We start from the raw sequence: 26,223 nt of genomic DNA, 5'->3' as shown, positions 1-26,223 counted from the left end.
TACTATGCTCGCAAAAAAGAGCAGGAGAGTGCGGGTGAGGTTTTCAGGCAAGCGTGCCGTCGTGACCGGCGGCGCGTCGGGGATCGGGCGAGCGACCGCGCTCCGACTCGCCGACGAAGGCGCCACCGTCCTGATCGGCGACATCGACGAGGCCGGCGGCCACGCTCTCGCCGACGCATCCGGCGGCCGCATCATCTTCCAGCGCACCGACGTCCTCCAGGCCGGCGATATCGAGGCGCTGATGCAGACCGCCGACGACGCAGGCGGGCTCGACATCGTGTTCAACAATGCCGGCGCCGGCGGCTCGCGCGACCCGATCGGCGAGATTTCGCCGGCCGATTGGGACCGCACCCAGGCGCTCCTTCTCCGCTCGGTCGCGCTCGGCATCCGCTATGCAGCACCGCTGATGGCGAAACGCGGCGGAGGTGCGATCGTCAACACGTCTTCGGTTTCCGCACTCGGTACCGGCTACGCCCCGACCGCCTACTCCACCGCCAAGGCCGGCGTCCTCCACCTCACCAAACAAGCCGCTGCCGATCTCGCACAGCACAAAATCCGCGTGAACGCCGTCGTCCCCGGCTTCATCGTCACGAACATCTTCACACGCGCCCTCGAACTCGACGCCGCCAAGACCACGCAGGCGGACGCGATGATCGCGCATATCGCCGCCGACGCGCAGCCCATCCGCCGCCCCGGCACCGGCGAGGATATCGCCGCCGCGGTCGCGTTCCTCGCCAGCGACGATGCAAGCTTCATCACCGGCACGCACATCCTGGTCGACGGCGGCATGACGATCGGCACGCGGCCAAGCTGGGACCCGGCGCAACCGTCGCTGTTCGCCCTCCTCGACAAATTGAAATGACCGCCCCAGCCCGGCGCCTCTCGAACGGAACGATGGCCAGCTACGGCTTCGGCGCGGTTGCCTATGGGGTGAAGGATGCAGGCTTCGGCACGTTCCTGCTGCTGTTCTACAACCAGGTCGTCGGGCTGCCCTCCGCCACCGTCGGCCTCGTCATCATGATGGCGCTGCTGATCGACGCGTTCGTCGACCCCGCGGTCGGCTTCTTCTCCGATCGCACGCGGACCAAATGGGGCAGGCGACATCCCTGGATGTACGCGTCCGCGCTGCCGATCATGATCGGGTGGCTGCTGCTGTGGAATCCGCCCTCCGTGATGTCGCAACCGCAGACGCTGGTCTGGCTGTTCGTCATGGCGGTGATCGTGCGCAGCGCGGTGAGTTGCTACGAGGTCCCCTCGGTCGCGCTGACCCCCGAACTGACCTCAGGCTATGACGAGCGCACGCGGATCATGGCCTATCGCTATCTGTTCGGCTGGGTCGGCGGGCTGCTAATGCTGCTGTCGGCGTACCAGTATTTCCTTGCACCCACTGCGGCGTTCCCGAACGGCCTGCTCAACCGCGCCGGTTATAGCGGCTTCGCGCTGGCGGGGGCGCTGCTCATCGGCGTAGCGATCCTCGTCTCCGCGCTCGGCACGCACCACGAGATCAAGCATCTCCCCAACCCGCCGATCGCCCGCCAGACCTTGCGCGATTCCTTCGCCGAACTGCGCGAAACGGTGAAGAACCGAGCCTTTGCGATCCTGATGGCGGCGGGTCTGTGCGCCTACACGCTCCAGGGCATAAGCTACGCGATGTCGAATTACCTCTATATCTACGTATGGGGCTTCAAAGGCTCGACCTTTGTGTATCTGACCATCGCGTTGTTTTCAGGCGTCTTTCTCGCTTTCCTGGCGGCACCCCGGCTCGGAAAATCCGCCAGCAAGCCCAAGGCGGCAATGACCGCGGTGTTATGCGGTGCGGCGCTCAACACCGCGCCCTATTGGCTGCGCATGCTCGGCGTGTTTCCGGAGGTCGGCGAGTCCACGCTGCTGCCGATGCTGTTCGGTTTCTTCATTCTCGGCACCGCGTCGAACGTCACCGGGTTCATCCTCGGCGCGTCGATGATGGCGGACGTGGTCGAGGATTCGGAGGCGAAGACGGGGCGGCGGTCGGAAGGCGTGTTCTTCGCCGGCTCGTTCTTCGTCCAGAAGTGCACGAGCGGGATCGGCATCTTCTTCGCAGGGATGATCCTCGCGGTAGCGGGCTTTCCCGCTAAGGCGACGCCGGGCACGGTCCCGGTCGCCACGATCGACCGCCTCACGCTGATCTACGCCGGCCTCTACATCGCGCTAGCCTGCGTCTCCGCGTTCTTCTTCTCCCGCTTTCCGTTCGGGCGCGTGGAACATGAAGCGAGGTTGGCGCGGCTGGCAACGGGAGCAGTTCGCGAGAGCTAGGAGCCACGGCTTCCGATGATCCTCCCCCGCCAGGGGGAGGTGGCTGGCGCTTGCCAGACGGAGGGGGAGGCACGCGAAACGTGCGTTCCGTGTCCTCCCCCTCCGTCACCTTCGGCGACACCTCCCCCTTGCGGGGGAGGATGCAAAATCGCGATCGTCCCGCCCTTCCAGCAATGGGACCCGCACGTTAGGACCCAAGCTTGGCCTTCCCGACATCAGGAACGGCGACATCGGAGTTTCCATGCGCATCCCCGCACTAGCCACCGCCCTCACGCTCGTCCTGGCATCCCCCGCCGTAGCGCAAACTATCGCCCCAATCCTCACCACCCCCGACGCGCGCGATCCGCACAGCTACGCCCGCCCCGCCGAAGCGCGCGTCACGCACGTCGCGCTGGATCTCGCCGCCGACTTCGACACGCACGTCATCCGCGGCATCGCGACGCTCGACATCCTCGCGGCCCCCGGCGCCAAACAGATCATACTCGACGACAACGGCCTGAAGATCGTCAACATCACCGACGCCGCCGGCAAACCGCTCCCCTACGAAGTCGGCGTGGTCGACAAAATCCACGGCGCGCCGCTCACCGTCACGCTCAACGGCGCGAAGACAATCCGCATCGCCTACGCCTCGTCCCCCGACGCCAAGGCGCTGCAATGGCTCACCCCCGCGCAGACCGCCGGCAAGAAACAGCCCTTCCTGTTCAGCCAAGGCGAAGCGATCCTCAACCGCAGCTGGATCCCGACGCAGGATTCCCCCGGCATCCGCCAGACCTGGGAAGCGAAGATCGCCGTCCCCAGGCAGCTCACCGCGGTGATGAGCGGGCTCGCGACCGGCAAGCCGACCTGCGTCGCCGATCGCTGCACGTTCGAATACAAGATGGACAAGCCCGTCGCCCCCTATCTGATCGCCCTCGCGGTCGGCGACATCGCGTTCAAGTCGACCGGCCCGCGCACCGGCATCTGGGCCGAACCCGCGACGCTGCCCAAGGCCGCTTATGAATTCGGCGAACTCGAGAAATTCGTTGCCGCTGCCGAAGGGCTGTACGGCCCGTATCGCTGGGGCCGCTACGACGTGTTGGTCCTGCCGCCGTCGTTCCCGTTCGGCGGCATGGAGAATCCGACGCTCACCTTCGCCACGCCGACCGCGATCGCCGGCGACCGCAGCCTCGTCTCGCTGATCGCGCACGAACTCGCGCACAGCTGGTCGGGCAACCTCGTGACGAACGCGACCTGGGACGATTTCTGGCTCAACGAGGGCTTCACCAGCTATTTCGAGAACCGGATCATGGAGGCGCTCTACGGCAAGCGCCGCGCCGACATGGAGGCGGACCTCGCCTGGACCGACATGCTCGCGGCGGTGAAGGAGGCGGGCGGTCCCGCGGTCAAGGACACGCAGCTCCACCTCGATCTAGATGCCTCGCGCGATCCCGACGACGGCATGACCCAGATCGCCTATGACAAGGGCGCCGCCTTCCTCCGCACCATCGAGAAACAGGTCGGTCGCGCGCGGTGGGACGCATACCTCCGCAGCTATTTCGACCGCCACGCCTTCCAGCCGCAGACCAGCGCCGGCTTTCTCGCCGACCTCAAGTCGAAGCTGCTGACCCCCGCCGAAGCCAGGACGATCGGGGTCGACACCTGGGTCTACAGCCCCGGCATCCCGGCGAACGCGGTCCACGTAACGTCCGCCGCGTTCCCTGCGGTCGATGCGGCGGCGAAGGCGTACGCCGCTGGTGGGCCGGTCTCCGGCGTTCCCGGCAAAGCGACCACGCAGGAGATCACGCGCTTCATCACGCAACTCCCGCGGAAGCTATCGACGGAGTGGTTGAAGACGCTAGACGCCACGTTCGGCTGGAACACGACGGGCAATTCGGAAATCCGCTTCGCCTGGCTGCAACTCGCGCTCGCCAATCACTATGCACCCGCCGACGCCTCGGCCGAGCAGTTCCTGACCTCGCAAGGGAGGCGCAAGTTTGTCGCGCCGCTGTTTCAGCAGATGATGGACTCGGGCGACTGGGGTCACAAGCTGGCGATGGACATCTACGGCAAGGCGCGGCCGGGCTATCATGCGGTCACGCAGGTCACCGTGGACCGCATAACCGGCTGGAAACTCATGAACTGAGCCTGACGGGGCCATATTTTGGGCGTTGGTCGGCGCGGTAACACGCTTCGTCGGATATGGTTCCACGACGTATTTCAATTAATTCGAACCTCCCGTAGCCAGACTGTGACGAACGGGTTTTGGCCGGGGGGTCTCGATGAATTTCAAGGCGTTAGCAGCGCGTTTTGCGCTGGTGGTATCGTGCGGCCTGATGACGGCCACACCGGCAGCAGCCCAGTTCTGGCAGTGTGTCACGTTCGCGCGCTCGGTTTCGGGGATCGAAATCCGTGGCAACGCAAACACTTGGTGGAGCCAGGCCGAGGGTCGCTACGAGCGCGGCCACACCCCGAAGGCCGGTTCGGTCCTCGCCTTCTCGCCGACCTCGCGGATGCGCGTCGGCCATGTCGCGATGGTGTCGAAGGTCGTCAGCGACCGCGAAGTCCTCCTCACCCACGCCAACTGGTCGCGCCCCGGCGCCGTCGAGACCAACGTCCGCGCGGTCGACGTTTCGTCGGCGGGCGACTGGAGCATGGTCAAGGTCTGGTACGGCCCGCAAGGCGGCCTCGGCACCTCGGCCTATCCGACCAAGGGCTTCATCTACTCAGGCCACGCCCCTGCTGGTGACACGCTCGATGCGCCTGCGTCTTCGTTCCAGATCGCCAGCAGCACCCGCACCGTGACGGCAACGCAGCGCGCCAATGCCGCTCAGCTTGCAACGATCCAGCACGGCCCGACCGACCCCCGCGGCATCTTCACGCTGGTGAACGAGGCGAACTGAGGTTTGGCTTCTGCGGTGGGGTCCGGGGTGCGCTGCGGCATTCCCGGCCGACTCCGACATCAGCAGTCTGACGTTTCGCTACTGATCGCCTCATGACAGATCAGCGCCTCAACTGTCCCCAACAGAGCACCTCCCCGGCGAAGGCCGGGGCCCAACTGGTGAGGTCGCAGTAACGAAACGCATTCCTCGCTCAGCAACGTTTCCCAATTGGACCCCGGCCTTCGCCGGGGGGGGCAAAACAGTGCGTCGGGTAGCTTACCTCGCTTGTTCTCCCGCGAAGGCGGGAGCCCAGTCTGGACTCCCGCCTTCGCGGGAGAACAAGTTTTACGTGCTTAGCAGGATACGTGGTGGCGCATCTAAAAGGTGAGCGCCCTCACGCCGCCCTAAACGTCAACGCATCGCCATTCATGCAGTACCGCTTGCCCGTCGGCTTGGGTCCGTCGTCGAACACGTGCCCCAGATGCCCGCCGCACCGTCGACAATGCACCTCGGTCCGCCCCATCCCCAGCGTCGAATCCAACCGCGTCCGCACCGCGTTCGGCAGCGGCTGCCAAAAGCTCGGCCAACCCGTACCGCTTTCGAACTTGGTCTTCGACGAAAACGCCGGCAGAGCACAGCCGCCACACGAGAAGACCCCCGCACGATGTTCGCCGTTCAGCGGGCTGGAATAGGGCCGCTCGGTGCCCTCCTTGCGCAGCGTGGTGTACGCATCCGGCGACAGCTTCTTGCGCCACTGCGCATCGGTCAATGTCACCTCGAACCGCTCCGCCGCCTGCGCAGGCTGCGACGAGCACCCCCACAGCGCAAAGCCGGCGACACCCGCCCCGGCAAGCGTGAGGAAAGCGCGGCGGTCGGGGGGCGTGTTGGTCATGGACATGATATAAGTACGATTCCGTCGGCGAACAGGATGCGGCCCAAACACCCCGTCGTCCTGACGAATGTCAGGATCCAGAGTATCAGGCGCGCCATGCGTGGCTCTGGATCCCGGATCGAGCCCAGGATGACGGGGTCGGCCGTCAGTATTTGCTGATCTCGACCGGCAGCGTGCGATACCCGTGGACGAAGCACGCCGCGACCCGAGTCGGCTCGGCGAGCACGTTGATCCGCATGCGGCGGGCGGCCATCTCCTCCAGCAGGATCGCGATCTGCATCTCCGCCAGCCGCGCGCCGACGCAGCGGTGGATGCCGTGCCCGAACGCCAGATGCCGCCGCGCGTTTGGCCGATCCACCACGATCGCGTCCGCATCGTCGCCGAACACGCTCTCGTCCCGGTTCGCCGAGATGTACCAGAGCGCCAACTTGTCGCCCGCCTTGATCTGCTGCCCCATCAGTTCCGCGTCCGCCGTCGCGGTGCGGCGCATGTGCGCGAGCGGGGTCTGCCAGCGCAGGATCTCGCTCACCGCATTTGGGATCAGCGCCGGGTTCGCCTCCAGCTTCGCGCGCGACTCGGGGAACTTGTCGAGCCCATACGCCAGCGCCGACATCGAATTGCGCGTCGTATCGTTGCCGCCGACGATCAGCAGGATGAGGTTCCCGATGAACTCGTTGTGATCCATATGGCTCATCGCATCCGAATGGATCATCATCGAGATCAGGTCGGGCGTCGGCGCCTTGTCGATCTTCGCATCCCACAACCCTTTGAAATACGATCCGCATTCGAACATGTGGACGAGGCGTTGCTGGCGCAGTTCCTCGCTTTTCACCAGCTCGATATCGCCCGCCCAGTCGGACCAGAAGGTGAGCTTCCGCCGGTCAGCCCAGGGAAAATCGAACAGGATCGCCAGCATCTGCGTGGTCAGTTCGATCGCCACCGTATCGACCCAGTCGAACGGCGTGTTCCACGGCAGGCTGTCGAGCATGTCCGCGGTGCGCCGCCGGATATCCCCCGACATCCGCGTCATCTCGCTCGGCGTGAAGGCAGGCGCGACGGTGCGGCGTTGCCCGGTATGCACCGGCCGATCGCGCGCGATGAACATCGGCATGCGGACGTCACGCTCGGCGACGAAATCGGCGATCGTGATCCCGCCCGCCTCGGAGGAATAGAGATCGGGGAGCGACTCGACCTCGACGATGCCCTTGTAGTTCGAGACCGACCAGTACGGCCCATAGTCGGACTGCTCGACGTAATGGACCGGGGACTCGGCCCGCAGCGTCTTGAACGGCGCCTGCCACACATCGTCGCGGTACAGCTCGGCGCGGCTCACATCGAGCGGATCGACCGCGTGCTGCGCCACGTCTCTCACCAGAGTCGCCATCGTCTCTCTCCCGTGTTTTGCCACAGGAAAGGCTTTGCTGACACTTATGTCAACAGGGTTGGGCCGAGTGGTGTAATGTGTCTCACCAACCTTCGTCTTACCCACCCCGTTCGTGCTGAGCGAAGTCGAAGCACCTGCGCCCGGGGCCTACCCTTCGACTGCGCTCAGGGCGAACGGTTGGAGATGGGGGCGGAGCGGGCTTGTCAAACCGCCTTCGCCTTCCGCCGCCAAAACGGCCGAGCACTCCCCGACTGCAGCACCCCCCGCCGGAACAGACGCGCGCCGACGGTGATGAAGATCGTCACCCACAACGCCTGCCAAGCCAGCGCCGCGACATGCGGCCAAAGCTCCGGCGAGTTCGCCGCACGGCCCGCCATCGCGAACGGCGACGACAGCGGGAACAGCTCCGCAAACGTCGCGATCCAGCTGCCGGGACGCGACACCGCCGCCGACGACAGACCGAACATCGCGACCTGCAGGATCGTGATCGGCAGCGACAGCATCTGGATCTCGCGCATGGTCGATGCCTGCGCGCCCACGCCGAGGAACACCGACCCCAACAACAGATACGCCATGCTGAAATACGCGGCAAACAGCAGTGCGAACATCGGCGCGCCGACTGCAGGCGTCAGGTCGCCCAACGCGACCGCCGCAGCGGCCGGCATCAGCGACGTGATCTGCGTAACGATGGTGCCCCAGAACGCGACGAACAGCACCGCCACGCCGAACATCCCGATCAGCTTGCCGAAGAACACCGATTCGAGCGGCACCGCGGCGGCGAGCACCTCGATCACCTTGTTGTTGCGCTCCTCGGCCATCGTGCCGACGACCTGGCCCGACAGGAACAGCGTCAGGAAGAAGATTCCGAACACCGCAAAGAACGCCGACTGGTGCTGGCCACCGACCGACGTCGTCGAGCGCGTGATCTGCGTCTTGGTCGCCGCGATCGTTGGCAGCGCGCCGCCGAGCTTCTGCGCGGCCAGCGTCGTCTGCGCGAGCAACCCCAGATAGTCCGCCGACCGCTTTCCGCGCGGCCCATACAGGATCTGCGGCGCATCGAGCGGACCGTACAGCACCGCGGACGCATCGACGTCCTTCGTCTCGAACGCGGCACGCGCCTGTGCGGCCGGATCGGCGGTCGGCGCGACGGTCGCCAGTTTTGGCGGAACTTCGTCGTCGCGGAATATGTCCCGCAGTTGCGTGTCGGCCTCGTCGAGCGAGCGCGAAGATCCAGGGGGGGCGATCACGATGATCCGCGTCTTGTCCTGCGCGCCGTCACCGACGCTGGCCGCGCTTATGCCGCCGAGGACGCTCAACGACCCCATGATCGCGGGCGCGAACAGGAACAGCAGGAAGATCGGCGTGAACACCGTGGCGATGAAGTCGCGCCGCGCGATCGTAAGCGTCTGGCGGAGAGTCCGGCGGAAGCGCGTCATGCCCGAATCTCCAAGGGGGCGGCCTCGTTCGACACATCCGCATGCTGGCCGACGATCCGGACGAACGCCTCGTGCAGGCCGGGCCGTTCGATCGACAGCCCCGAAATCCCGTACCCTGCGTCGATCAGCCTCACGAGCAAGCTCTCGATCCCCTCGTTCGGCAGTTCGAACCGCCAGCTATTCCCGTCCGCCACCGCATCCGCCGGAAGCACCCCGCGGATCGCCGAATCCGGCCGATGCGGCGTGTACTGTACCCGCTGTGGCAGGATCCCGCGCGCATCCGCCACGGTCCCCTCGAACCGGCGCTTACCGCCGGCAATGATCGCCAGCCGGTCGCACAGCCGCTCGGCGTGGCTCATGATATGGGTCGAGAACAGGATCGTCGCGCCGCGGTCCCGCTCATTCAGGATCAGCTTTTCCAGCCGCTCCTGGTTGACCGGATCGAGCCCCGAAAACGGCTCGTCGAGCACGAGCAGATCGGGCTGGTGCACCACCGAGCCGAGCAGCTGCACCAGCTGTGCCATGCCCTTCGACAATTTCCGGATCTTCTCGTCGACCGCATGGCCAAGGCCCGCGGCCTCCATCAGCACCACCGCACGCTCCCGCCCGGTCTTCCAGTCGAGCCCGCGCAATGCCCCCAGGAACGCGATCGCCTCGCGCGCCTTCATCGCCGGATACAGGCCTCGCTCCTCTGGGAGATACCCGACCCGGTCGCTCGCATCGCGTGGATTGTCGAACCCGAGCAGCGTACGCGATCCCTCGTCGGGCTCGATGATCCCGAGCAGCATCCGCAGCGTCGTCGTCTTGCCCGCGCCGTTAGGCCCGAGCACGCCGTACACCGAGCCGCGCGGCACCATCATGTCCACCCCGTCGACCACGCGCCGATCGCCGAACCGCTTCACGATCCCGTTCGCGGTGACCGCCCATTCATCGTTCACGCGCAATCTTCCTCCCGAGGGTGGCCTCGTGGTAGCGGTCCGACGTGGCGCAAGACAAGCTGGAACACAGACACGCCTTAGAAGATCGCCTTCGGGCCAAAGCGGCGGAGCTGGGCTTCGTCGCCTGCGGAATCGCGCACGCCGACGCCGCGCCACGCGCGGGCGAACGGCTCCACCAATGGCTGGCGGACGGTCGCCACGGCGACATGATCTGGATGGAGGAGCGCAAGCACCACCGCGAAAGCCCCGCCGGTCTCTGGCCCGAAGTGCGCAGCGTCATCGCGCTCGGCATGAGTTATGCGCCGAAGGACGATCCGTTGCGGCTCGCGGACGAGGGCGGGGTAGGGCGCATCTCTGTCTACGCGCAGGGGCCGGATTATCACGACGTCGTGAAGCGCCAGTTGAAGGCGCTCGGGCGCTGGCTGGCGGCGGAGGCGGGGCGCGACGTGGCACCGTTCGACCTGAAGGTGTTCGTCGATACCGCCCCGGTCATGGAAAAGCCGCTGGCCGAAGCTGCAGGTCTCGGCTGGCAGGGCAAGCATACCAACCTCGTCAGTCGCGAGCATGGGAGTTGGCTGTTCCTCGGCGCGATCTACACCACGCTCGACCTGGAACCGGACAAGGGCGGCGTCGATACCTGCGGCAGTTGCGACGCGTGCCAGCGTGCGTGCCCGACCGACGCGTTCCCGCAGCCATACCAGCTCGATGCTCGCCGCTGCATCTCCTACCTCACGATCGAGCACGCAGGCCCGATCCCGCACGAATTCCGGGCCGCGATCGGCAACCGCATCTACGGCTGCGACGACTGCCTGGCCGTCTGCCCCTGGAACAAGTTCGCCGCCTCGGCCAACGCGAACCTGGCCTTCCATCCCCGCGCGGAACTGATCGCGCCCGAACTCGCCGACATCCTCGCGCTCGACGACGCCAGCTTCCGCCAAGTCTTCGCCGGCTCGCCAATAAAGCGCATCGGCCGGGCCAGGATGATCCGCAACGCGTTGATCGCGGCGGGCAACAGCGGCAATGCCGCCTTGGTCGCACCGGTTGCGCTATTGCTGGACGATCCGGCTTCGGTCGTCCGCGATGCCGCGATCTGGGCGCTGGGGCAACTCGATCCCACACGGTTCCAAGACGAACGCGCCAGCCGTTTTCTGCAGGAAGTCGACGAGGGCGTTCGCACTGCTTGGGGATCTGCGGACACGCTGCCCACCCATCCGGCACCGTCTGCGCATATGGACGCGAAGGACGCTGCCGACATCAGCGCCGGCAGCGTCCTCCCGTTTTAAGCCCCGTTTTAGGCGACGTCCCGGTCGCTTTCGGGGGCACCGATCCGGTCGTTTGCCGGGGCTCCCGAAATCTCGATCCGGCGCGGCTTCATCGCCTCGGGTACCTCACGCTTCAACGCGATGATGAGCAGCCCGTTGTCGAAGCGCGCGTTCTGCACCTGGACGAAGTCGGCCAGCTGAAACCGCCGTTCGAAGGCGCGCGTCGCGATCCCGCGGTGCAGGAAACGACTCTCGTCGCGGTCGTCCGGGCGTCGGCCCGTCACCGTCAGCTGGTTGTTCTGCGCGACGATCTCGATGTCGTCGGGGCGGAAGCCCGCCACCGCCAGCGTGATCTGATAGCTGTCCTCGCTCTCACGCTCGATATCGAACGGGGGATAGCCTTCCGGGGCGTCCGTCCGCGCCGTGGTTTCGAGCAGGTCGAACAGCCGATCGAAGCCGACCGTCGACCGGCGATAGGGGGCGAAATCGAAGTTGGTCCTCATATCCAAATCCTCCTCATGAGCAATCTGAGCACGAGGAACACCGGATACCGAGCCGGTGCCCTCAGGTGACGCCGGACCGAAAGATCGCGTCCGGCGCCGGCAAGATGGTTTGGCCAGGGCGCTGTTCAAGAGAGGACGAATTTTTTTTGTAGCGATTTTTTCGCTACCGGATTGGCCCCCAGATCAGGTGGTTATGACGCTACCGTCCTCCCTCGCGCCGGGTAAGCGCCGCCACGCAGCTCGCGCGGTCGATCGCGCTGCCGTCCGGTTCTCGCGCGTCGAGATAGGTGACGCGCGGCGCGTCCGATCCCTTGGGATAGAGATACGCGTCGAGCACGCAGATGCCGCTCTGGAACTGGAGTTTTCGCGCGCTGCCCTCACGCACGTCGGCGTCGGGCTGGCCGAACAGCTTGGTCAGCCCGGCGGCATCCTGGCCGAGCACGCGTTCGAGCCCGACGCTCGTATACGCTATCGCCGGGCGGCCTACCGCGGGCTTGGCGACGGGGGCCGCGCAGCCTGCCAGCCCGCTGCCGAGTGCCAGCGCGATCCCTATCGTCGTCAATCGCGTCATGGCCGGCCTTTGCTGAAATACTGCGTATGGAAATAATGCGTCGCCATCGCCGCTCCGAGCACGGGCGCGGCGATGTTGAGGACCGGAACCACGAACAGCCCGGTGTTCGCAAGTCCCAGCGCGAACCGCCCCGGCCGCGTCGTCGCACGCCAGCCCCGCATCGCCGCCGCGTCCATATGCCGTGCCGCGACCATGTCCCCCAAATCGCGCCCGAGCAGCCAGCCATTGACGATGAAGAACGCGGCGGCCGTGCCGACCCCGGTGACGAGCAACGCGATGTAGACGGGCAGCATGATGAGGTTGACGAGCACGACGCGGGCGGCCGATCGGAGCCCCATGGCTAGGCTGCGCGCGAAGGGCACCGGCCGCGCGGTCCTCAGCGCATCGGGATAATGCCGAGCCTCGACCGCCGCGACCACTTCGTCCGCGAACACTCCGACAACGGCGATCGCGACCGCGCGGAACAACAGCCACAGCGCGAGGATGGTGACGAAAAGTGCGAACGCGGCCGCCAGCCCGTCCGCATCCCACCCAAGCCACGCCGCCAACGCCGCCTGCGTCCCCCACCATACGCCGACCCCGGCGACGGCGAACACGAGCAAAGTCACCGCCATCGACTTCACGAACACGCGGAGAACGGGCGGATCGGTGAGCTGCCGGAGCGATAGGAGGAGGGCACGGATCATTCGGACGGGATGACGCGAGGGCGGCGGAAGGTCAACGAAGCGCCGAGATTTGTAGGTGCGCGCGATCCCTGAAAGAACGCATAGCCGTTCCCCCGCGGACGCGGGGGCCCAGCTAAACCACGACACCGCCCGAGACCCTGGCCCCCCGCGTTCGCGAGGGAACAGGGCGCGGGGCTGCAATGTGGGCATGGATCGCCCACCACCTACGGCGCGTAACTGGCGTAACCGGCGTAACCGGCGTAACCGGCGTAACCGGCGTAACCGGCGTAACCGGCGTAACCGGCGTAACCGCTAGAACCGAGTGAGATCGTGGAAGCCACCAACAAAGGCCACCACCCCGGCGGAGGCCGGGGCCCAGTTGGGGCACGTCAATAACGGCGGACGGCGTTCCGTTACGACCACCTTTCCACCTGGGCCCCGGCCTCCGCCGGGGTGGTGGCCTGTTCCAGCTCCGATGGTCTCGATGACGTTGGCCACGTCCCCGCGCGTCCCGCACACCAGTTGCACCAATCCCCCCCGCCATTTACGGCAGGGCTTTCCCGTATCCCGGAGTGTCCCCTTGCCCAACCCAACCTACGACGTCGTCGCGATCGGCAATGCCATCGTCGACATCCTCAGCACCGCCAACGATGCGTTCATCGAAGAAATCGGCGTCGCCAAGGGTTCGATGCAGCTCATGTTCTCGTCCGAGGAAGCCGACGCGCTCTACGCCAAGATGGGGGCGGGCATGGAAATCTCCGGCGGATCGGCCGCCAACACGGTTGCGGGCATCGCCGCGCTCGGCGGTAAATGCGGGTTCATCGGCCAGGTCGCCGACGACCAGCTCGGCCAGGTCTTCGCGCATGACGTCCGCAGCATCGGCATCGAGTTCGCGACCCCCGTCCGCGCCGGCGACCCGACCACCGGCCGCTGCCTGATCTTCGTCACGCCCGACGGCCAGCGCACGATGAACACCTTCCTCGGCGCCGGCCAGTTCCTCCCCGCCGCTGCGATCGACACCGCGATGATCGCCGACAGCGCGATCCTGTATCTCGAAGGCTATCTCTGGGATCCAGAGGAGCCGCGCGCCGCGATGCGCGCCGCGATCGACTGCGCACGCGGGGCAGGGCGCAAGGTCGCCTTCACGCTCAGCGACGTGTTCTGCATCTCGCGTCACGGCGGCGATTTCCGCCAGCTCCTGTCGGACGGCCTGATCGACATCCTGTTCGCCAACGAAGGCGAACTCGCAGCCCTCGCCGAGACCGAAGACTTCGACGCAGCGGTCGCCAAGATCTCAGCCCAAGTCCCGACCCTGGTCGTCACCCGCGGCGAACACGGTGCCTGCGCGCTGCAGAACGGCACCCGCGCCGAGGTCAAGGCCGAGCCGATCGCCAAGGTCGTCGACACCACCGGCGCCGGCGACCTGTTCGCGGCGGGCTTCCTCCACGGCCAGGCGCAGGGCTATGACCTGCAGGCGTCGCTGAAGCTCGGGGCGGTCTGCGCGGCCGAGATCATCAGCCATGTCGGCGCCCGCCCGATGGTCGACATGAAGGCACTCGCCGCCAAGCACATCGGCTGAGCATGTGTCCCCGCGAAGGCGGGGACCCAGACTGGGCTCCCGCCTTCGCGGGAGAACAAGCTTTCTAGCGCAGGCACAAAAAAAGGGCCGCGGGAGTTTCCTCCCGCGGCCCTTTTCGCGTCCCGCCTCAGAGCGTGCCCGGAGGCGCCCGATCGTCATCGACCGCGGCCCGATCGTCCAGCCCAAGCCCGACATGGCTCCGCGAGCGGCTATACAGGAAGTAGATCGCCAACCCGATCGCGCCCCAGCCCGGCAGGACCAGCTTGGCCGTCAGCGGCAGCGACAGATACAGTCCGACGCAGCCGATGATCGCGAGCGGCGCGACGATCCACACCGCCGGCGTACGGAACGGCCGCTTACGGCTAGGGTCGGTGCGACGCAGCACCATCACCGAAATGGCCACCATCATGAACGCGAACAGCGTCCCCGCATTCGAATAATCGGCGAGCTTGCCGACCGGCAAAATCGCCGCCGCCACGGCAGCCGCCATGCCCGTCACGACCGTAACGACATGCGGCGTCCGGAACTTAGGATGGATCGACGCGAGCTTGGCCGGAAGCAAACCATCACGCGCCATCGTGAAGAACACGCGGGTCTGGCCGAACATCATCATCAGCACGACCGACGGCAGCGCGAGCACGGCAGCAAGGCCGACCAGCCGGCCCATGATCGGCCAGTCGATAACCTGAAGCACGTGAACGAGCGCTTCCTTGGAACACACCAAAGGCTCCATCGCGCCCTCGGCGACGATCGCAGCGCAACGTCCGGCCATCTCGGCCGAACCCGGCGCCAATATGCCGCCATCGGCGCTCGTCACCGGGGCTGCCCCGATCGCACCGATCGCGCCCGATGCGACCAGCAGGTAGAACAGCGTACAGATCCCAAGGCTGGCGATCAGCCCGATTGGCACGTTGCGTTGCGGGTTCTTGGTCTCCTCCGCCGCGGTCGAAACCGCATCGAACCCGACATAGGCGAAGAAGATCGACGCCGCCGCACCCAGCACGCCGACGCCCGACGAGCTCAGCGGATTGCCGACGCCGTAGGGCAGGAACGGTTGGAAATTCTCCGCCTTCATCACCGGGATCGTCAGCGCGATGAACGCGGTCAGCGCGGCGATCTTGATCAGCACCAGCACCGCGTTGACGCGCGCGCTCTCGGTCGTGCCAACCACCAACAGCCACGTGACGAGCCCGATGACGATCACCGCAGGCAGGTTCATGAAGCCGCCTACCGTCATTGCGGTCTGCAGATCGGCGTTGGGCGTCGCGCCGAATGCCACCTGGACGTTCGCCATCAGCGCGTCGGCGTTGCGCAAGCCGTTGGGGATGTGGAACCCGATCCCGTCGAGCAGCCCCGCCAGATGGTTCGACCACCCCACCGCGACCGCGCTCGCGCCGACCGCATATTCGAGGATCAGCGCCCAGCCGACCATCCAGGCGAGCAACTCACCCGTGACGGCATAGGTGTAGGTATAGGCCGAGCCCGACACCGGCACCATCGACGCGAGCTCGGAATAGCAGAGCGCCGCGACCGCGCAGACAAAGCCTGCCACGACGAAGCTCAGCAACATGCCCGGCCCGGCCTTCTGCGCGGCCTCGGACGTCAGCACGAAGATACCCGTGCCGATGACCGCGCCGACGCCCAACAGCGTCAGCTGGAAGGCGCTCAGCGTTCGCGCCAGGCCCTTTTTTTCCGCCGTCGCCAAAATGGCATCCAGCGATTTCACGCGACCAAAAATCAATTCAATACCCCCCGGGGATTGCTAGGGCCGGGTCAAAAGGCCCCTTGCTCAAGCGGGCGAGCCTAATGGCAATTTTGTTACGCGCAATCCTTTAGTGCCGGAAAGCTGCCCTATCGCGCGAGCATCGGCCCGAGCGGGCGTCCGCCGAAGACATGAACATGCAGATGCGGCACCTCCTGGTGTCCGTCCTGACCGATGTTGGCGAGCAGGCGATAGCCGGGTTCGACGAGCCCCGCGGCACGGGCAACGCTGCCAACCGCGCGGATGAACCCGGCGATCTCCGCATCGGATGCCCGCGCGGAAAAATCGTCCCACGAGACGTACGCGCCCTTGGGGATCACGAGCAGGTGAGTCGGCGCCTGCGGGTTGATGTCGTGGAACGCGATCGCGAACTCGTCGTCATGGACCCGCTTCGACGGAATCTCCCCGCGCAGGATCTTCGCGAAGATGTTCTGGTCGTCATAAGGCCGGGTGGCGTCGATCGGCATGGGCAAGCTCCTTTCGCCGGAACATACCCACTTTCGTCATCCCCGCGAAGGCGGGGATCCATATCCTCGAACGCCTACGGTTATACTGCACGGCTAGCCTGTATGGGTTCCCGCCTCCGCGGGAATGACGATGCGTGGGTTCATCCCGTCCGCCCAGCCTTCTCGACCAACCCGCCGACACCCTCGCGCCGCTCCAACTCCGCGCGCACGTCGTCCAAGCTCAGCCCCGCATCGGCCAGCAGCACCGCGAGGTGAAACATCAGATCCGCCGCTTCCGGCACGATGCTCGCCTCGTCGCCCGAGCACGCTGCGATCACCGTCTCGACGGCTTCCTCGCCGAGCTTCTGCGCGATCTTCGGGCGGCCTTTTGCGAACAGGCTCGCAGTGTACGAGGTGTCGGCGGGCGCATCGCGGCGTTCGCGGATGGTCGCTTCGAGACGGTCGAATACGGGGTCTGCCATTGGGTCTGCCATGGCTTGCGTGCTGACGCAGGCGGGCTGGCGGGTCAATCCTTGGGCGGTGCCTTCTTCGCAAACCGCTTGCGCAGCGCGCGCCGCACGAGCCACACGCCGACCACTGCGAACGCGAACAGGGCAGCATCCGACGCCGCATATCCGGTCATCGGATGCGCCACGCCGCTATGCCCGGATTCCACCGCGAGAAAGGGGAGGGTCGGCATCGCGCGTCAGGCCGCGGCGGGGAATGGCGAGCGAACCGGCGTCCGCACCGGGATGCCGGCCGCCGCCAGCGCCGCGTGCGCGGCGCCGATCGATGCCTGCCCGAAATGGAAGATCGACGCTGCCAGCACCGCGCTCGCATGTCCGTCGCGGATCCCCGCCACCAGATCGTCTAGCCCGCCGACCCCGCCGCTCGCGACCACCGGCACGCCGACGCGGTCGGATATCGCCCGGATCAGGTCGAGATCATAGCCACTGCGCGTCCCGTCGCGGTCCATCGAGGTGACGAGCAATTCGCCTGCGCCCAATTCGGCTAGCTTGAGGGCGTGCGCGATCGCATCGATCCCGGTTGCGCGCCGGCCACCATGCGTGAACACCTCCCAACCTTCGCCGGACTTGCGCGCGTCTACGCTCGCGACGCAGCACTGGCTGCCGAAGCGTTCGGCGATGTCGGCAACCAGTTCCGGCCGCTCGACCGCCGCGGAATTGACCGCCACCTTGTCCGCCCCCGCCAGCAACAGCGCCCGCGCATCGTCCGCCGTCCGCACGCCGCCGCCGACCGTCAACGGCATGAAACACACCGCCGCGGTCCGTCGCACGACGTCGAGGATCGTACCCCGGCCTTCATGGCTCGCACCGATATCGAGAAAGCACAGTTCGTCCGCTCCGGCCGCATCATACGCTCGCGCTTGCTCGACCGGATCGCCGGCGTCGCGCAACTCGACGAAATTCACACCCTTCACCACGCGGCCATCGGCGACGTCGAGACACGGAATCACGCGTGCGCGAACCGTCATGCGCTGGGCCGTAGAATGTGTTCACGCGGAGACGCGGAGACGCGGAGACGCGGCAAAGCCGCTAAGAAGAATATTTCGCGCAAAGGCGCAAAGGCGCAGAGAGAGTGAGAGGAGGACGAGCTTAACTTCTTACCCTCCGCGCCTCTGCGCCTCTGCGCGAACAAATTCCTGCCTGCGGCGCTCAACTTCTCTCCGCGTCTCCGCGTCTCCGCGTGAATCATCCTGCTGCCTTCGCCACGCTCAACGCCGCAGCAAGATCGAGCCGGCCATCATACAACGCCCGCCCCGTGATCACGCCCTCGACGCCATCGCGCACATGCAAAGCCAGCACGTGGATCTCGGCAATCCCCTTCACGCCACCGCTAGCGATTACCGGAATGTCCACCGACCGCGCCAGATCGACCGTCGCGTCCACGTTGCACCCCTTCAGCATCCCATCACGGCCCACGTCGGTAAACAGCAAAGACGCCACCCCCGCATCCTCGAACCGCCGCGCCAGATCGACCGCGCTCGTGGTCGACACATCCGCCCAGCCCTTGGTCGCGACCATGCCGTCCTTCGCATCGACCGCAACGACGATCCCACCCGGAAAATCCTTCGCCACGCCGCGCACGAACTCAGGATCCTCCAGCGCCGCCGTCCCGATCACGACACGGGAGACGCCCAGATCGAACCACCCCTCGACGCTGGCCCGCGTCCGGATTCCGCCGCCAAGCTGCACATGCCCCGGAAACTGCGCCACGATCGCCCGCACCGCATCGCCGTTGACCGAAGCCCCCGCAAACGCGCCGTCGAGATCGACCACATGCAGATGCTCTGCGCCAGCCTCGGCAAACAACATGGCCTGCGCCGCGGGATCGTCGCCATAGACGGTCGCCCGGTCCATATCGCCCTCGGCAAGACGCACGACCTGACCCGCCTTGAGGTCAATCGCGGGGAAGATAATCAGGCTCACGGCCGCCACTCCAGGAATCGTTCGAGCAAGGCCAGGCCGTAGCGCTGGCTCTTCTCGGGATGAAACTGCACGCCGATCATCGTGTCGCGACCGATCGCCGCGGTGACCGCGCCGGCATGCTCGGTCGTCGCGAGCACGTCCGCGCCCTCGAACGCGAAACTATGCAGGAAGTACGCCTCGCCCGGTTCGATCAGCGGATGCGCTACGGTCGGAACGACGTCGTTCCACCCCATATGCGGCACCTTCGCCTCCATCGTGCCCGGCTCCAGCCGCCGCACACGCCCCGGCACCCAGCCGAGCCCGGCATGCGTCCCCATTTCCTCGCCCGCATCGGCCATCAACTGCATGCCGACGCAGATCCCCAGAAACGGCGTACCCTCGTCGCGAACGCGCCGGTTGAGCGCCTCGACCATTCCCGGAACAGCCCGCAACGCCGCCGCACAGGCTCCATACGCCCCGACGCCCGGGAGAACGATCCGCTCGGCCTTCGCCACCACGTCAGCGTCCGAAGTCACGACCAGATCGACACACCCGGCGGTCCGCAACGCGTTCTCGACCGAATGCAGGTTCCCCGCACCGTAATCGATCAACGCCAGCGTCAAATCCCCCTCCCGCTTGCGGGAGGGGTTAGGGGAGGGAGTGACATAGCCGCGAGTCCGACGATCGAGGCCAGGCACTCCCCCGACCCCTCCCGCGAGCGGGAGGGGAGCATCAGAGGATCCCCTTGGTCGACGGAATCGCGTCGGCCTTGCGCGGATCGATCTCGATCGCGGTCCGCAGCGCCCGCGCCACGCCCTTGAACGCCGCCTCCGCGATATGGTGGTTGTTCGTCCCGTACAGCGTCTCGACGTGCAGAGTGATGCCGGCCGCCTGCGCAAAGCTGTGGAAGAAATGCTCGAACATCTCGGTATCCATGCCGCCGAGCCGCTTCTGCGAAAACAGATCCTTCCACACCAGCCAGGGCCGGCCGGAAATATCCAGCGCCACCCGCGTCAGAGTCTCGTCCATCGGCGAAAGCGCATCGCCGTACCGCGCAATCCCCCGTTTGTCGCCGAGCGCCTGCGCGAACGCCTGCCCGATCGCAATGCCGGTATCCTCGACGGTGTGGTGCTCGTCGATATGCAGGTCGCCCTTGGTCCGCACGCGAAGGTCGATCAGCGAATGTCGCGACAATTGTTCGAGCATGTGATCGAAGAAACCGACCCCGGTTTCGACGTCGTACACGCCGGTCCCATCGAGGTTCACGGTGACGTCGATCGCCGTCTCGGCGGTGGAGCGGGTGATCGTGGCGGTGCGCATGCCACCTCCCATAACGTGCGCCACGACGCATGCAATCTTGACCGCCAATCGAATGACGCTACCCAAGGGATATGACCGATGGACTGCCCGATAGCCTGATTCCCTACGACGAGATCGTACAAGAAGCCCTGCGTGCCGTGGTCGGCCGCGTCCTCGGATCGGTCGCGGAGGCCGGCGGGCTTCCCGGCGAGCATCATTTCTACATCACCTTCAAGACGCAGGCCCCTGGAGTCGACATCCCCAAGCGGCTGATCGAGCGTTTCCCGGACGAGATGACGATCGTCATGCAGAACCGCTACTGGGACCTCATCGTCGACGACGAGCGCTTCTCGATCGGGCTTTCGTTCAACCAGGTGCCGTCGAAACTGGTGATCCCGTACTCGGCGATCACCGCGTTCCAGGATCCGGCGGTAAGCTTCGAACTCCGCTTCCAGGCGCAGGAGGGTGCGGAAGACGCGCTCGGCGACCATGACGAAGCGGAAAACGACGGCCCGACGGCTGTGCCGATCGAAGATGGTTCGAACGTCGTGGCCGTGGATTTCAAGCGGAAAAAGTGACCCAATCTCCCTCTCCCCACCGGGGAGAGGGAAGGGGCCCGCCGCGCTTGCGGCGGGAAGGGTGAGGGGGAGTTGGGACGCGCGTCCTGAGCCTCAAGCCCCTCACCCTTCCGTCGCCTGCGGCTCCTCCCTCCCTCTCCCCTGAGGGGCGAGGGATCCTACGCAAGCCTCGGAAGGTTCTCTCCCCATGACCACCCGCACAGAAACCGACACGATCGGCCCCATCGAAGTCCCAGCCACGGCCTACTGGGGCGCGCAGACCGAGCGCTCGATCGAGAACTTCCCCTTCGCCACCCGCGAACGCATGCCGATCGAGATCGTCCACGCGCTAGCCCTCGTCAAACAAGCCGCCGCCCGCGTAAACCGCTCGCACGGTCTCGACGCAAAGATCGCCGACGCCATCGACTCCGCCGCGCAGGAAGTCATCGACGGCAAGCTCGACGACCAATTCCCGCTCGTCATCTGGCAGACCGGCAGCGGCACGCAGTCGAACATGAACGTCAACGAGGTCATCGCCGGCCGCGCCAACGAAGCCCTCACCGGCACCCGCGGCGGCAAGTCCCCGGTCCACCCCAACGACCACGTCAACATGAGCCAGTCGTCGAACGACAGCTTCCCGACTGCGCTCCACATTGCCGCCGCGATTGCCACCACGCACCGCCTGATCCCCGCACTCGACAAGCTCCACGCATCGCTCGACGCGAAGGCCAACGCCTGGGACGACATCGTCAAGATCGGCCGCACCCACCTCCAGGACGCGACTCCGCTCACGCTCGGCCAGGAATTTTCCGGCTACGCGCACCAGATCTACCGCTGCCGTGCCCGCATCGAGCCCGCAATCAGCCACGGGATGGTAATCCTCGCCCAAGGCGGCACCGCAGTCGGCACCGGCCTCAACGCACCCGCGGGCTTCGGCGATGCGATCGCACACGAACTGGCCGCAATCACCGGCCTGCCGTTCGTCAGCGCACGCAACAAGTTCGAGGCACTCGCGTCGAACGACCCGCTCGTCCACCTCTCCGGCACGCTCAACACGCTGGCCGTCGCGCTGACCAAGATCGCCAACGATATCCGCCTATTGGGTAGCGGCCCCCGCTGCGGCTTCGGTGAGATCGACCTCCCAGCGAACGAGCCCGGCAGCTCGATCATGCCCGGCAAGGTGAATCCCACCCAGACCGAGATGCTGACGATGGTCGCGGGGCAAGTGATGGGCAACCACGTCGCGGTGACGGTCGGCGGCATGCAGGGCCATCTCGAGCTGAACGTCTTCAAGCCGCTGATCGGCGCCAACGTCCTGCGCTCGATCGACCTGCTCGCCACCGCGATGGAAGGGTTCGCGGAACGCTGCGTCGACGGCATCGAACCAAACCGCGGCCGTATCGCCGAACTGCTCGACCGCTCGCTGATGCTGGTGACCGCGCTCGCCCCCGAGATCGGCTACGACGCCGCCGCGAAGATCGCCAAATACGCGCACGCCGAAGGCCTGACGCTCAAGGAAGCCGGCTTGGCATTGGGCCTGGTCGATGCCGAAACCTTCGACCGCGTCGTCAAACCCGAATCGATGCTCGGTCGCTGACACCCCGCACTCACTCCGTCATCCTGACTTTCCTCAGGATGACGGGCTCGGGGTTTGCTGAGGTCGGGAACCCAAACGCCCGTCGCGCGCTGACCCGCCACACGCACAGGAGAAATTACGTGGGCGCAACGACCATTGGCGCGCTGATCGGCGCAGGCATCGACTCGCTCAGCGGCGACGACGGCAACGCGGACGGCGCGATCATCGGTGCCGTCACCGCCAACGTTCTCAAGATCGTCGTGCCCGTCGCCGTGACCTACGCGATCGGCTGGGCGGTGCTGCGCGGTGCGGCGGAACTCAAGGACCAGGTTTTCGGAGAGGTGGAATCATGATCGGACGTATCATCAGTGCATTGGTTGGCCGCGAAATGGGCCCTCGCGACGGTTCGGGCGGCACCTCGGGTGCGGTCAAGGGCGTGGTCGCGATGAGCGTACTTCGCCGCATGGGCCCTCTCGGCATGGTCCTCGGCGGCGGCTACGCGGCGAAGAAGGCCTATGACCGCAACAAGGCGCGCAAGGCGGGCTACTAATCAGGCTCCGGAATACCACGCACGGGCCGCGCATGGGTTGACGCCCATGCGCAGTCCGCGGCAAGGGCGCGCATGCCCCACACACTTCCGTCCGACCCGCATGGTTTCCGTCGTCGCGGAGTCCTGTTCGTCCTGTCCTCGCCGTCCGGCGCCGGCAAGTCGACCATCGCACGCAGATTGCTCGCGGACGAGCACGAACTTGAGATGTCGGTCTCGGTCACGACCCGGCCGATGCGACCCGGCGAAGTCGACGGCAAGGATTACCATTTCACCGACCTCGAGGGCTTTCGCGACATGGTCGCGAAGGACGAGTTCCTCGAATGGGCGCACGTCTTCAACCATCGCTACGGCACCCCGCGCGCGCAGGTCGAGGAGCTGCTGGCAGCCGGCAAGGACGTGCTGTTCGACATCGACTGGCAGGGCGCGCAACAGCTGTTCCAGATCGCTGGCGGCGACGTCGTCCGCGTCTTCATCTTCCCGCCATCGATGGAAGAACTCCACCGCCGCCTGACAAGTCGCGGCACCGATTCGGAAGAGGTGATCGAAGCCCGCATGTCCCGCGCGGCGAACGAGGTCAGCCACTGGGACGGCTATGACTACGTGCTGGTCAACGACGACGTCGACAGCTGCATCCGCGGCGTGAAGACGATCCTCGCCGCCGAACGCCTCAAGCGCTCGCGCCAGACCGGCCTGATCGGCTTTATCCGCCGCCTGACCCGCTGAGGCTGAGCGCAACGCCCCGCCAACCCGTCATCCCAGCGAAAGCTGGGATCTCCCCGTTCCGGGTCGCAGCGTTCGCCAACCGGGATACCCCAGCTTCCGCTGGGGTGACGGACTTGGAGAGGGTGGGTAAGCTTCTAAAGCTAGCTAGAGCAGCGCCAGAAACGCCACCCCGACCCCGAACTCCCGGCGCTTCGCCTCGCGCAACTGGGTCGCCTGCCAGTCCTCGCCCCACATCTCGACCGACCAATCCTCGTCGATCCCCGCCGCCGCCCAGGCCGCATCCGCGTCGATCTCGCCCTCGATCAGCGCCAGCCCAATCACCAGCGACCCGGTCAGCGTTACCACCGGCGACAACCCCGCCAGCCGAAAATCGTCATACGCGGCCACCGCCTCATGCAGCCGCGCGATCGTCGCCGCCGGTTGGGCGACGTGCATCACGCCCACCGTCACCGCGAACGTCACGTCGTACCGACCCCGAGCCCACGCCAGCAGCGGATCCCACGCCGCCGCCTGCCGCTCGACCAGCAACGGCGGCCCCTCGGCGCGGTAACACAGCAGGTCGCTCTCGCCATACGCAGCCAGCCGCGCGGCGAACTGCGCAGGATCGTTCGCGATCGGATCGGTCGCAGCATTAGCGAGCCCCGTCAGCGGCATCGTCCGCGGATCGATCGTCTCCCCCACCGCACGCCATTCCTCCGCGACCGCCTCGGCGAGCGCACCGGTCGGCAACGCCAGCGGCCGCCGCCCGGGCGTCCGCACCGGCTTGCCGTCGAGCGTCACCACCCGGTCCGCATCGATCGCGACGTCTTTCCAGAACCGCTTCATGCGCCCATTCCGTTCATTCAGGCGGACTCCGCCAGCGATGCGCGAGACTGCGCGGCACGAGTCCGATCATCGCCATCGCCGACAACACGATCGCCGTCCCGAGAATCTTCGGCCCGAGATCATGCGCCCGCGCGATCAGGATCAGCCCGAGCAGCGCGCCCGCGACTCCCGCCAGCCGCACGGCGACCAGAACGAACCAGCGCCGCTGCGCCAACTTGTCCGCGTCGGTCATCGTGACGCCACCATGTGCAACAAGTCCGGCACGGCCGCCGCAACGACATCCGCGCCTGCATCGGAAAGCTCATGCACGTCGTGATACCCCCACGCGACCCCGACCGCGCGCACCCGCGCCGCACGCGCCATCGCCATGTCGAAGCTCGTATCGCCGATCATCGCCGTCGTCTCCGCAGTCGCACCCGCCTCCGCGATCGCCGCCAGCAGCATCGCCGGATCGGGTTTCGACGGATGGCGGTCCGCGGTCTGCAACGTCACGAACCGCTCGGTGATCCCGTGCGCGGCAAGGATATGCGCGAGCCCGCGATCGGACTTCCCCGTCGCCACGCCGAGCGCCCAGCCGTCGGCGGCGAGCGTCGCGAGCACCTCGGCAATCCCCCCGAACAACGGCTCGTCGGCCAGTTCGCCACTCGCCCGCATCGCATGGAACGCGTTCTTGTAGTCGGTAGCGAGCGACCGGTGCCGCGCATCGTCCGCCTCCGGCAGCAACACCTGCATCGCCTCGACGAGGCTGAGCCCCACGATCCGCCGAATGGCCGCGCGCGGCGGCGGGGTCAGCCCGGCGCCCTCGAACGCACGCTCGCACGCGACGCAGATATTCGCCTGGCTGTCGACGAGCGTCCCGTCGCAATCGAACACGGCAAGACGGGTCATGAGATTTTCCAACGCATCCCGGCCTCGTAGATCACGCGTGCACGCGAGGGAACGCCAAACCGGAACGCGCGCGTCTGCGAGCGGTTCGTGTCGGAGACCTCTGGAGACTTACGATGGCGCACGCACCGACCGACACCCCGAACATCTGGGCCGCCGCGGCAGCGGGGCTGGTCGCCGGCCTCGCCGCGTCGTTGGCGATGGACCTGTTCCAGGCGGGCGTCGCGGCGCTATCGTCATCGGACAGCAACGCCGAACCCGCGACCGAGAAGGCGGCGGACAAGGTGTCGCAGGTGGTGGTCGGCCACGAGATCCCCGAAGATCGCAAGCCGCTTGCCGGGCAGGTCGTGCACCACGCGCTCGGGGCAGGGCTGGGGGCCGCCTATGCGGTGGCGGCGGAATACCGGCCGGCGGTGACGGCGGGATTCGGGACGGCGTTCGCGGCGGTGACGACGACATTGCTCGACGAGACGGCGGTTCCGGCGGCGGGTCTCGGCGATGCGCCGTGGAAGACGTCGCCGACGACGCACCTGTATAGTGCGGCGTCGCATATCGTGTACGGGACGGTGACGGAAGGTGTGCGGCGATTGCTGCTGGGTTGGCTGAAGTAGGGTCCGATCTGCACCCGTCTAGTTCCCCCGCGCAGGCGGGGGCCCAGGAATCAAGCAGCGTTGACGATCGTGGCTCCTGGACCCCCGCCTTCGCGGGGGAACAAGAGAGTTAGCGGACGACGTCCAACAACCACTCCACCCCGGCGAAGGCCGGGGCCCAATTGGGGGGACATCGCTAAC

Annotated in this window: 30 protein-coding genes; 12 read left to right on the top strand and 18 right to left on the bottom strand. The window is 66.4% G+C overall.

The window, feature by feature from the left end:
* Positions 1 to 34 precede the first annotated feature (34 nt).
* From AC1MLZ_RS08950 to AC1MLZ_RS08935, 4 genes are all read left to right on the top strand, one after another.
* On the top strand, positions 35 to 862 hold the full coding sequence (locus AC1MLZ_RS08950) for an SDR family NAD(P)-dependent oxidoreductase (RefSeq protein WP_480961332.1): 828 nt from the start codon (positions 35 to 37) through the stop codon (positions 860 to 862).
* On the top strand, positions 859 to 2,292 hold the full coding sequence (locus tag AC1MLZ_RS08945) for an MFS transporter (protein WP_480961331.1): 1,434 nt from the start codon (positions 859 to 861) through the stop codon (positions 2,290 to 2,292). The genes AC1MLZ_RS08950 and AC1MLZ_RS08945 overlap by 4 nt, the downstream gene beginning before the upstream one ends.
* Before the next feature lie 241 nt (positions 2,293 to 2,533).
* Positions 2,534 to 4,414, top strand: coding sequence for a M1 family metallopeptidase (locus AC1MLZ_RS08940; RefSeq protein ID WP_480961330.1), 1,881 nt, complete (start codon positions 2,534 to 2,536; stop codon positions 4,412 to 4,414).
* A 136-nt stretch (positions 4,415 to 4,550) separates the two neighbouring features.
* The gene (locus AC1MLZ_RS08935; protein WP_480961329.1) at positions 4,551 to 5,171 is read left to right on the top strand and encodes a CHAP domain-containing protein; all 621 of its coding nucleotides are present in this window, start codon (positions 4,551 to 4,553) and stop codon (positions 5,169 to 5,171) included.
* Between the two features lie 373 nt (positions 5,172 to 5,544).
* On the opposite strand, the gene msrB is transcribed toward AC1MLZ_RS08935, so the two are convergent.
* The 4 genes from msrB to AC1MLZ_RS08915 form a co-directional block, all read right to left on the bottom strand.
* Positions 5,545 to 6,048 carry a peptide-methionine (R)-S-oxide reductase MsrB gene (gene msrB / locus AC1MLZ_RS08930; protein ID WP_480961328.1) on the bottom strand — a complete coding sequence of 168 codons (504 nt, stop codon included), beginning with the start codon at positions 6,046 to 6,048 and terminating at the stop codon, positions 5,545 to 5,547.
* A gap of 139 nt (positions 6,049 to 6,187) precedes the next feature.
* On the bottom strand, positions 6,188 to 7,426 hold the full coding sequence (locus tag AC1MLZ_RS08925; protein WP_480961327.1) for a cytochrome P450: 1,239 nt from the start codon (positions 7,424 to 7,426) through the stop codon (positions 6,188 to 6,190).
* 203 nt (positions 7,427 to 7,629) lie between these two features.
* Positions 7,630 to 8,862, bottom strand: coding sequence for an ABC transporter permease (locus AC1MLZ_RS08920; protein ID WP_480961326.1), 1,233 nt, complete (start codon positions 8,860 to 8,862; stop codon positions 7,630 to 7,632).
* On the bottom strand, positions 8,859 to 9,800 hold the full coding sequence (locus AC1MLZ_RS08915; RefSeq protein ID WP_480961325.1) for an ABC transporter ATP-binding protein: 942 nt from the start codon (positions 9,798 to 9,800) through the stop codon (positions 8,859 to 8,861). Before AC1MLZ_RS08915 ends, AC1MLZ_RS08920 begins: the two co-directional genes overlap by 4 nt.
* A 59-nt stretch (positions 9,801 to 9,859) precedes the next feature.
* Between AC1MLZ_RS08915 and queG the strand changes: the two genes are divergently transcribed.
* On the top strand, positions 9,860 to 11,083 hold the full coding sequence (queG, locus tag AC1MLZ_RS08910) for a tRNA epoxyqueuosine(34) reductase QueG (RefSeq protein WP_480961512.1): 1,224 nt from the start codon (positions 9,860 to 9,862) through the stop codon (positions 11,081 to 11,083).
* Positions 11,084 to 11,091: 8 nt separating this feature from the next.
* Here queG and AC1MLZ_RS08905 read toward each other — a convergent pair whose 3' ends face one another.
* The 3 genes from AC1MLZ_RS08905 to AC1MLZ_RS08895 form a co-directional block, all read right to left on the bottom strand.
* Positions 11,092 to 11,565, bottom strand: a complete 474-nt coding sequence (locus AC1MLZ_RS08905; protein WP_480961324.1) for an Hsp20 family protein — start codon at positions 11,563 to 11,565, stop codon at positions 11,092 to 11,094.
* Positions 11,566 to 11,764: 199 nt separating this feature from the next.
* Entirely contained in the window at positions 11,765 to 12,136 is a 372-nt protein-coding gene (locus AC1MLZ_RS08900) for a hypothetical protein (protein ID WP_480961323.1), read from the bottom strand.
* On the bottom strand, positions 12,133 to 12,822 hold the full coding sequence (locus tag AC1MLZ_RS08895; RefSeq protein ID WP_480961322.1) for an EI24 domain-containing protein: 690 nt from the start codon (positions 12,820 to 12,822) through the stop codon (positions 12,133 to 12,135). Before AC1MLZ_RS08895 ends, AC1MLZ_RS08900 begins: the two co-directional genes overlap by 4 nt.
* Positions 12,823 to 13,381: 559 nt before the next feature.
* Here AC1MLZ_RS08895 and AC1MLZ_RS08890 point away from each other — a divergent pair.
* Positions 13,382 to 14,380: an adenosine kinase gene (locus AC1MLZ_RS08890; RefSeq protein WP_480961321.1), complete on the top strand. Its 999-nt coding sequence runs from the start codon at positions 13,382 to 13,384 to the stop codon at positions 14,378 to 14,380.
* A gap of 127 nt (positions 14,381 to 14,507) precedes the next feature.
* Here AC1MLZ_RS08890 and AC1MLZ_RS08885 read toward each other — a convergent pair whose 3' ends face one another.
* The 8 genes from AC1MLZ_RS08885 to hisB all read right to left on the bottom strand — a co-directional run bounded on the left by AC1MLZ_RS08885 (position 14,508) and on the right by hisB (position 20,337).
* Entirely contained in the window at positions 14,508 to 16,121 is a 1,614-nt protein-coding gene (locus AC1MLZ_RS08885) for an amino acid permease (protein ID WP_480961320.1), read from the bottom strand.
* A gap of 110 nt (positions 16,122 to 16,231) precedes the next feature.
* On the bottom strand, positions 16,232 to 16,609 hold the full coding sequence (locus AC1MLZ_RS08880) for a histidine triad nucleotide-binding protein (protein WP_480961319.1): 378 nt from the start codon (positions 16,607 to 16,609) through the stop codon (positions 16,232 to 16,234).
* Positions 16,610 to 16,749: 140 nt separating this feature from the next.
* Positions 16,750 to 17,070, bottom strand: coding sequence for a phosphoribosyl-ATP diphosphatase (locus AC1MLZ_RS08875; protein ID WP_480961511.1), 321 nt, complete (start codon positions 17,068 to 17,070; stop codon positions 16,750 to 16,752).
* 44 nt (positions 17,071 to 17,114) lie between these two features.
* A complete protein-coding gene (locus AC1MLZ_RS08870; RefSeq protein ID WP_480961318.1) occupies positions 17,115 to 17,288 on the bottom strand; it encodes a hypothetical protein in 174 nt (57 codons plus the stop codon).
* A gap of 6 nt (positions 17,289 to 17,294) precedes the next feature.
* A complete protein-coding gene (gene hisF, locus AC1MLZ_RS08865; protein ID WP_480961317.1) occupies positions 17,295 to 18,083 on the bottom strand; it encodes an imidazole glycerol phosphate synthase subunit HisF in 789 nt (262 codons plus the stop codon).
* A 217-nt stretch (positions 18,084 to 18,300) separates the two neighbouring features.
* Positions 18,301 to 19,038: a 1-(5-phosphoribosyl)-5-[(5-phosphoribosylamino)methylideneamino]imidazole-4-carboxamide isomerase gene (gene hisA, locus AC1MLZ_RS08860; protein WP_480961316.1), complete on the bottom strand. Its 738-nt coding sequence runs from the start codon at positions 19,036 to 19,038 to the stop codon at positions 18,301 to 18,303.
* On the bottom strand, positions 19,035 to 19,640 hold the full coding sequence (gene hisH / locus AC1MLZ_RS08855; protein ID WP_480961315.1) for an imidazole glycerol phosphate synthase subunit HisH: 606 nt from the start codon (positions 19,638 to 19,640) through the stop codon (positions 19,035 to 19,037). Before hisH ends, hisA begins: the two co-directional genes overlap by 4 nt.
* A gap of 109 nt (positions 19,641 to 19,749) precedes the next feature.
* Complete coding sequence (hisB, locus tag AC1MLZ_RS08850) at positions 19,750 to 20,337, bottom strand: imidazoleglycerol-phosphate dehydratase HisB (RefSeq protein WP_254685179.1); 588 nt, start codon at positions 20,335 to 20,337, stop codon at positions 19,750 to 19,752.
* Positions 20,338 to 20,408: 71 nt separating this feature from the next.
* On the opposite strand from hisB, the gene AC1MLZ_RS08845 reads away from it, so the two are divergent.
* The 5 genes from AC1MLZ_RS08845 (at position 20,409) to gmk (ending at position 23,722) form a co-directional block, all read left to right on the top strand.
* A complete protein-coding gene (locus AC1MLZ_RS08845) occupies positions 20,409 to 20,894 on the top strand; it encodes an SspB family protein (RefSeq protein WP_056489744.1) in 486 nt (161 codons plus the stop codon).
* Positions 20,895 to 21,081: 187 nt separating this feature from the next.
* Positions 21,082 to 22,470 carry a class II fumarate hydratase gene (gene fumC / locus AC1MLZ_RS08840; protein ID WP_480961314.1) on the top strand — a complete coding sequence of 463 codons (1,389 nt, stop codon included), beginning with the start codon at positions 21,082 to 21,084 and terminating at the stop codon, positions 22,468 to 22,470.
* Between the two features lie 119 nt (positions 22,471 to 22,589).
* Positions 22,590 to 22,802, top strand: a complete 213-nt coding sequence (locus tag AC1MLZ_RS08835; RefSeq protein WP_480961313.1) for a hypothetical protein — start codon at positions 22,590 to 22,592, stop codon at positions 22,800 to 22,802.
* Positions 22,799 to 22,999, top strand: a complete 201-nt coding sequence (locus AC1MLZ_RS08830) for a hypothetical protein (protein ID WP_480961312.1) — start codon at positions 22,799 to 22,801, stop codon at positions 22,997 to 22,999. The genes AC1MLZ_RS08835 and AC1MLZ_RS08830 overlap by 4 nt, the downstream gene beginning before the upstream one ends.
* Before the next feature lie 72 nt (positions 23,000 to 23,071).
* Complete coding sequence (gmk, locus tag AC1MLZ_RS08825; protein WP_480961311.1) at positions 23,072 to 23,722, top strand: guanylate kinase; 651 nt, start codon at positions 23,072 to 23,074, stop codon at positions 23,720 to 23,722.
* Between the two features lie 144 nt (positions 23,723 to 23,866).
* Here gmk and AC1MLZ_RS08820 read toward each other — a convergent pair whose 3' ends face one another.
* The 3 genes from AC1MLZ_RS08820 to AC1MLZ_RS08810 are packed head-to-tail and all read right to left on the bottom strand — an operon-like array spanning position 23,867 to position 25,435.
* Positions 23,867 to 24,547 (bottom strand): ATP12 family chaperone protein, encoded by a 681-nt coding sequence (locus AC1MLZ_RS08820; RefSeq protein ID WP_480961310.1) that lies wholly within the window; start codon positions 24,545 to 24,547, stop codon positions 23,867 to 23,869.
* Between the two features lie 13 nt (positions 24,548 to 24,560).
* Complete coding sequence (locus AC1MLZ_RS08815) at positions 24,561 to 24,779, bottom strand: hypothetical protein (protein ID WP_480961309.1); 219 nt, start codon at positions 24,777 to 24,779, stop codon at positions 24,561 to 24,563.
* Positions 24,776 to 25,435, bottom strand: a complete 660-nt coding sequence (locus AC1MLZ_RS08810; RefSeq protein WP_480961308.1) for an HAD-IA family hydrolase — start codon at positions 25,433 to 25,435, stop codon at positions 24,776 to 24,778. The genes AC1MLZ_RS08815 and AC1MLZ_RS08810 overlap by 4 nt, the downstream gene beginning before the upstream one ends.
* Positions 25,436 to 25,548: 113 nt before the next feature.
* On the opposite strand from AC1MLZ_RS08810, the gene AC1MLZ_RS08805 reads away from it, so the two are divergent.
* Positions 25,549 to 26,043, top strand: a complete 495-nt coding sequence (locus tag AC1MLZ_RS08805; protein WP_480961307.1) for a DUF1440 domain-containing protein — start codon at positions 25,549 to 25,551, stop codon at positions 26,041 to 26,043.
* Positions 26,044 to 26,223 lie beyond the last annotated feature (180 nt).

The sequence above is a fragment of the Sphingomonas sp. PEI4 genome (genome assembly GCF_056679955.1).
This window is presented reverse-complemented; position numbering and strand designations above follow the sequence as displayed.

Bases quoted from the DNA above. Each gene is read 5' to 3' on its own strand.
- AC1MLZ_RS08880 (WP_480961319.1), bottom strand. From the start codon at position 16,609: ATGCCGATCGACGCCACCCGGCCTTATGACGACCAGAACATCTTCGCG.
- AC1MLZ_RS08940 (WP_480961330.1), top strand. From the start codon at position 2,534: ATGCGCATCCCCGCACTAGCCACCGCCCTCACGCTCGTCCTGGCATCC.
- gmk (WP_480961311.1), top strand. From the start codon at position 23,072: ATGCCCCACACACTTCCGTCCGACCCGCATGGTTTCCGTCGTCGCGGA.
- AC1MLZ_RS08815 (WP_480961309.1), bottom strand. From the start codon at position 24,779: ATGACCGACGCGGACAAGTTGGCGCAGCGGCGCTGGTTCGTTCTGGTC.
- AC1MLZ_RS08920 (WP_480961326.1), bottom strand. From the start codon at position 8,862: ATGACGCGCTTCCGCCGGACTCTCCGCCAGACGCTTACGATCGCGCGG.
- hisF (WP_480961317.1), bottom strand. From the start codon at position 18,083: ATGACGGTTCGCGCACGCGTGATTCCGTGTCTCGACGTCGCCGATGGC.
- AC1MLZ_RS08945 (WP_480961331.1), top strand. From the start codon at position 859: ATGACCGCCCCAGCCCGGCGCCTCTCGAACGGAACGATGGCCAGCTAC.
- AC1MLZ_RS08875 (WP_480961511.1), bottom strand. From the start codon at position 17,070: ATGGCAGACCCCGTATTCGACCGTCTCGAAGCGACCATCCGCGAACGC.
- hisB (WP_254685179.1), bottom strand. From the start codon at position 20,337: ATGCGCACCGCCACGATCACCCGCTCCACCGCCGAGACGGCGATCGAC.
- msrB (WP_480961328.1), bottom strand. From the start codon at position 6,048: ATGTCCATGACCAACACGCCCCCCGACCGCCGCGCTTTCCTCACGCTT.
- AC1MLZ_RS08895 (WP_480961322.1), bottom strand. From the start codon at position 12,822: ATGATCCGTGCCCTCCTCCTATCGCTCCGGCAGCTCACCGATCCGCCC.
- AC1MLZ_RS08905 (WP_480961324.1), bottom strand. From the start codon at position 11,565: ATGAGGACCAACTTCGATTTCGCCCCCTATCGCCGGTCGACGGTCGGC.
- AC1MLZ_RS08935 (WP_480961329.1), top strand. From the start codon at position 4,551: ATGAATTTCAAGGCGTTAGCAGCGCGTTTTGCGCTGGTGGTATCGTGC.
- AC1MLZ_RS08810 (WP_480961308.1), bottom strand. From the start codon at position 25,435: ATGACCCGTCTTGCCGTGTTCGATTGCGACGGGACGCTCGTCGACAGC.
- AC1MLZ_RS08870 (WP_480961318.1), bottom strand. From the start codon at position 17,288: ATGCCGACCCTCCCCTTTCTCGCGGTGGAATCCGGGCATAGCGGCGTG.
- AC1MLZ_RS08820 (WP_480961310.1), bottom strand. From the start codon at position 24,547: ATGAAGCGGTTCTGGAAAGACGTCGCGATCGATGCGGACCGGGTGGTG.
- fumC (WP_480961314.1), top strand. From the start codon at position 21,082: ATGACCACCCGCACAGAAACCGACACGATCGGCCCCATCGAAGTCCCA.
- AC1MLZ_RS08805 (WP_480961307.1), top strand. From the start codon at position 25,549: ATGGCGCACGCACCGACCGACACCCCGAACATCTGGGCCGCCGCGGCA.
- AC1MLZ_RS08925 (WP_480961327.1), bottom strand. From the start codon at position 7,426: ATGGCGACTCTGGTGAGAGACGTGGCGCAGCACGCGGTCGATCCGCTC.
- AC1MLZ_RS08845 (WP_056489744.1), top strand. From the start codon at position 20,409: ATGACCGATGGACTGCCCGATAGCCTGATTCCCTACGACGAGATCGTA.
- AC1MLZ_RS08900 (WP_480961323.1), bottom strand. From the start codon at position 12,136: ATGACGCGATTGACGACGATAGGGATCGCGCTGGCACTCGGCAGCGGG.
- AC1MLZ_RS08830 (WP_480961312.1), top strand. From the start codon at position 22,799: ATGATCGGACGTATCATCAGTGCATTGGTTGGCCGCGAAATGGGCCCT.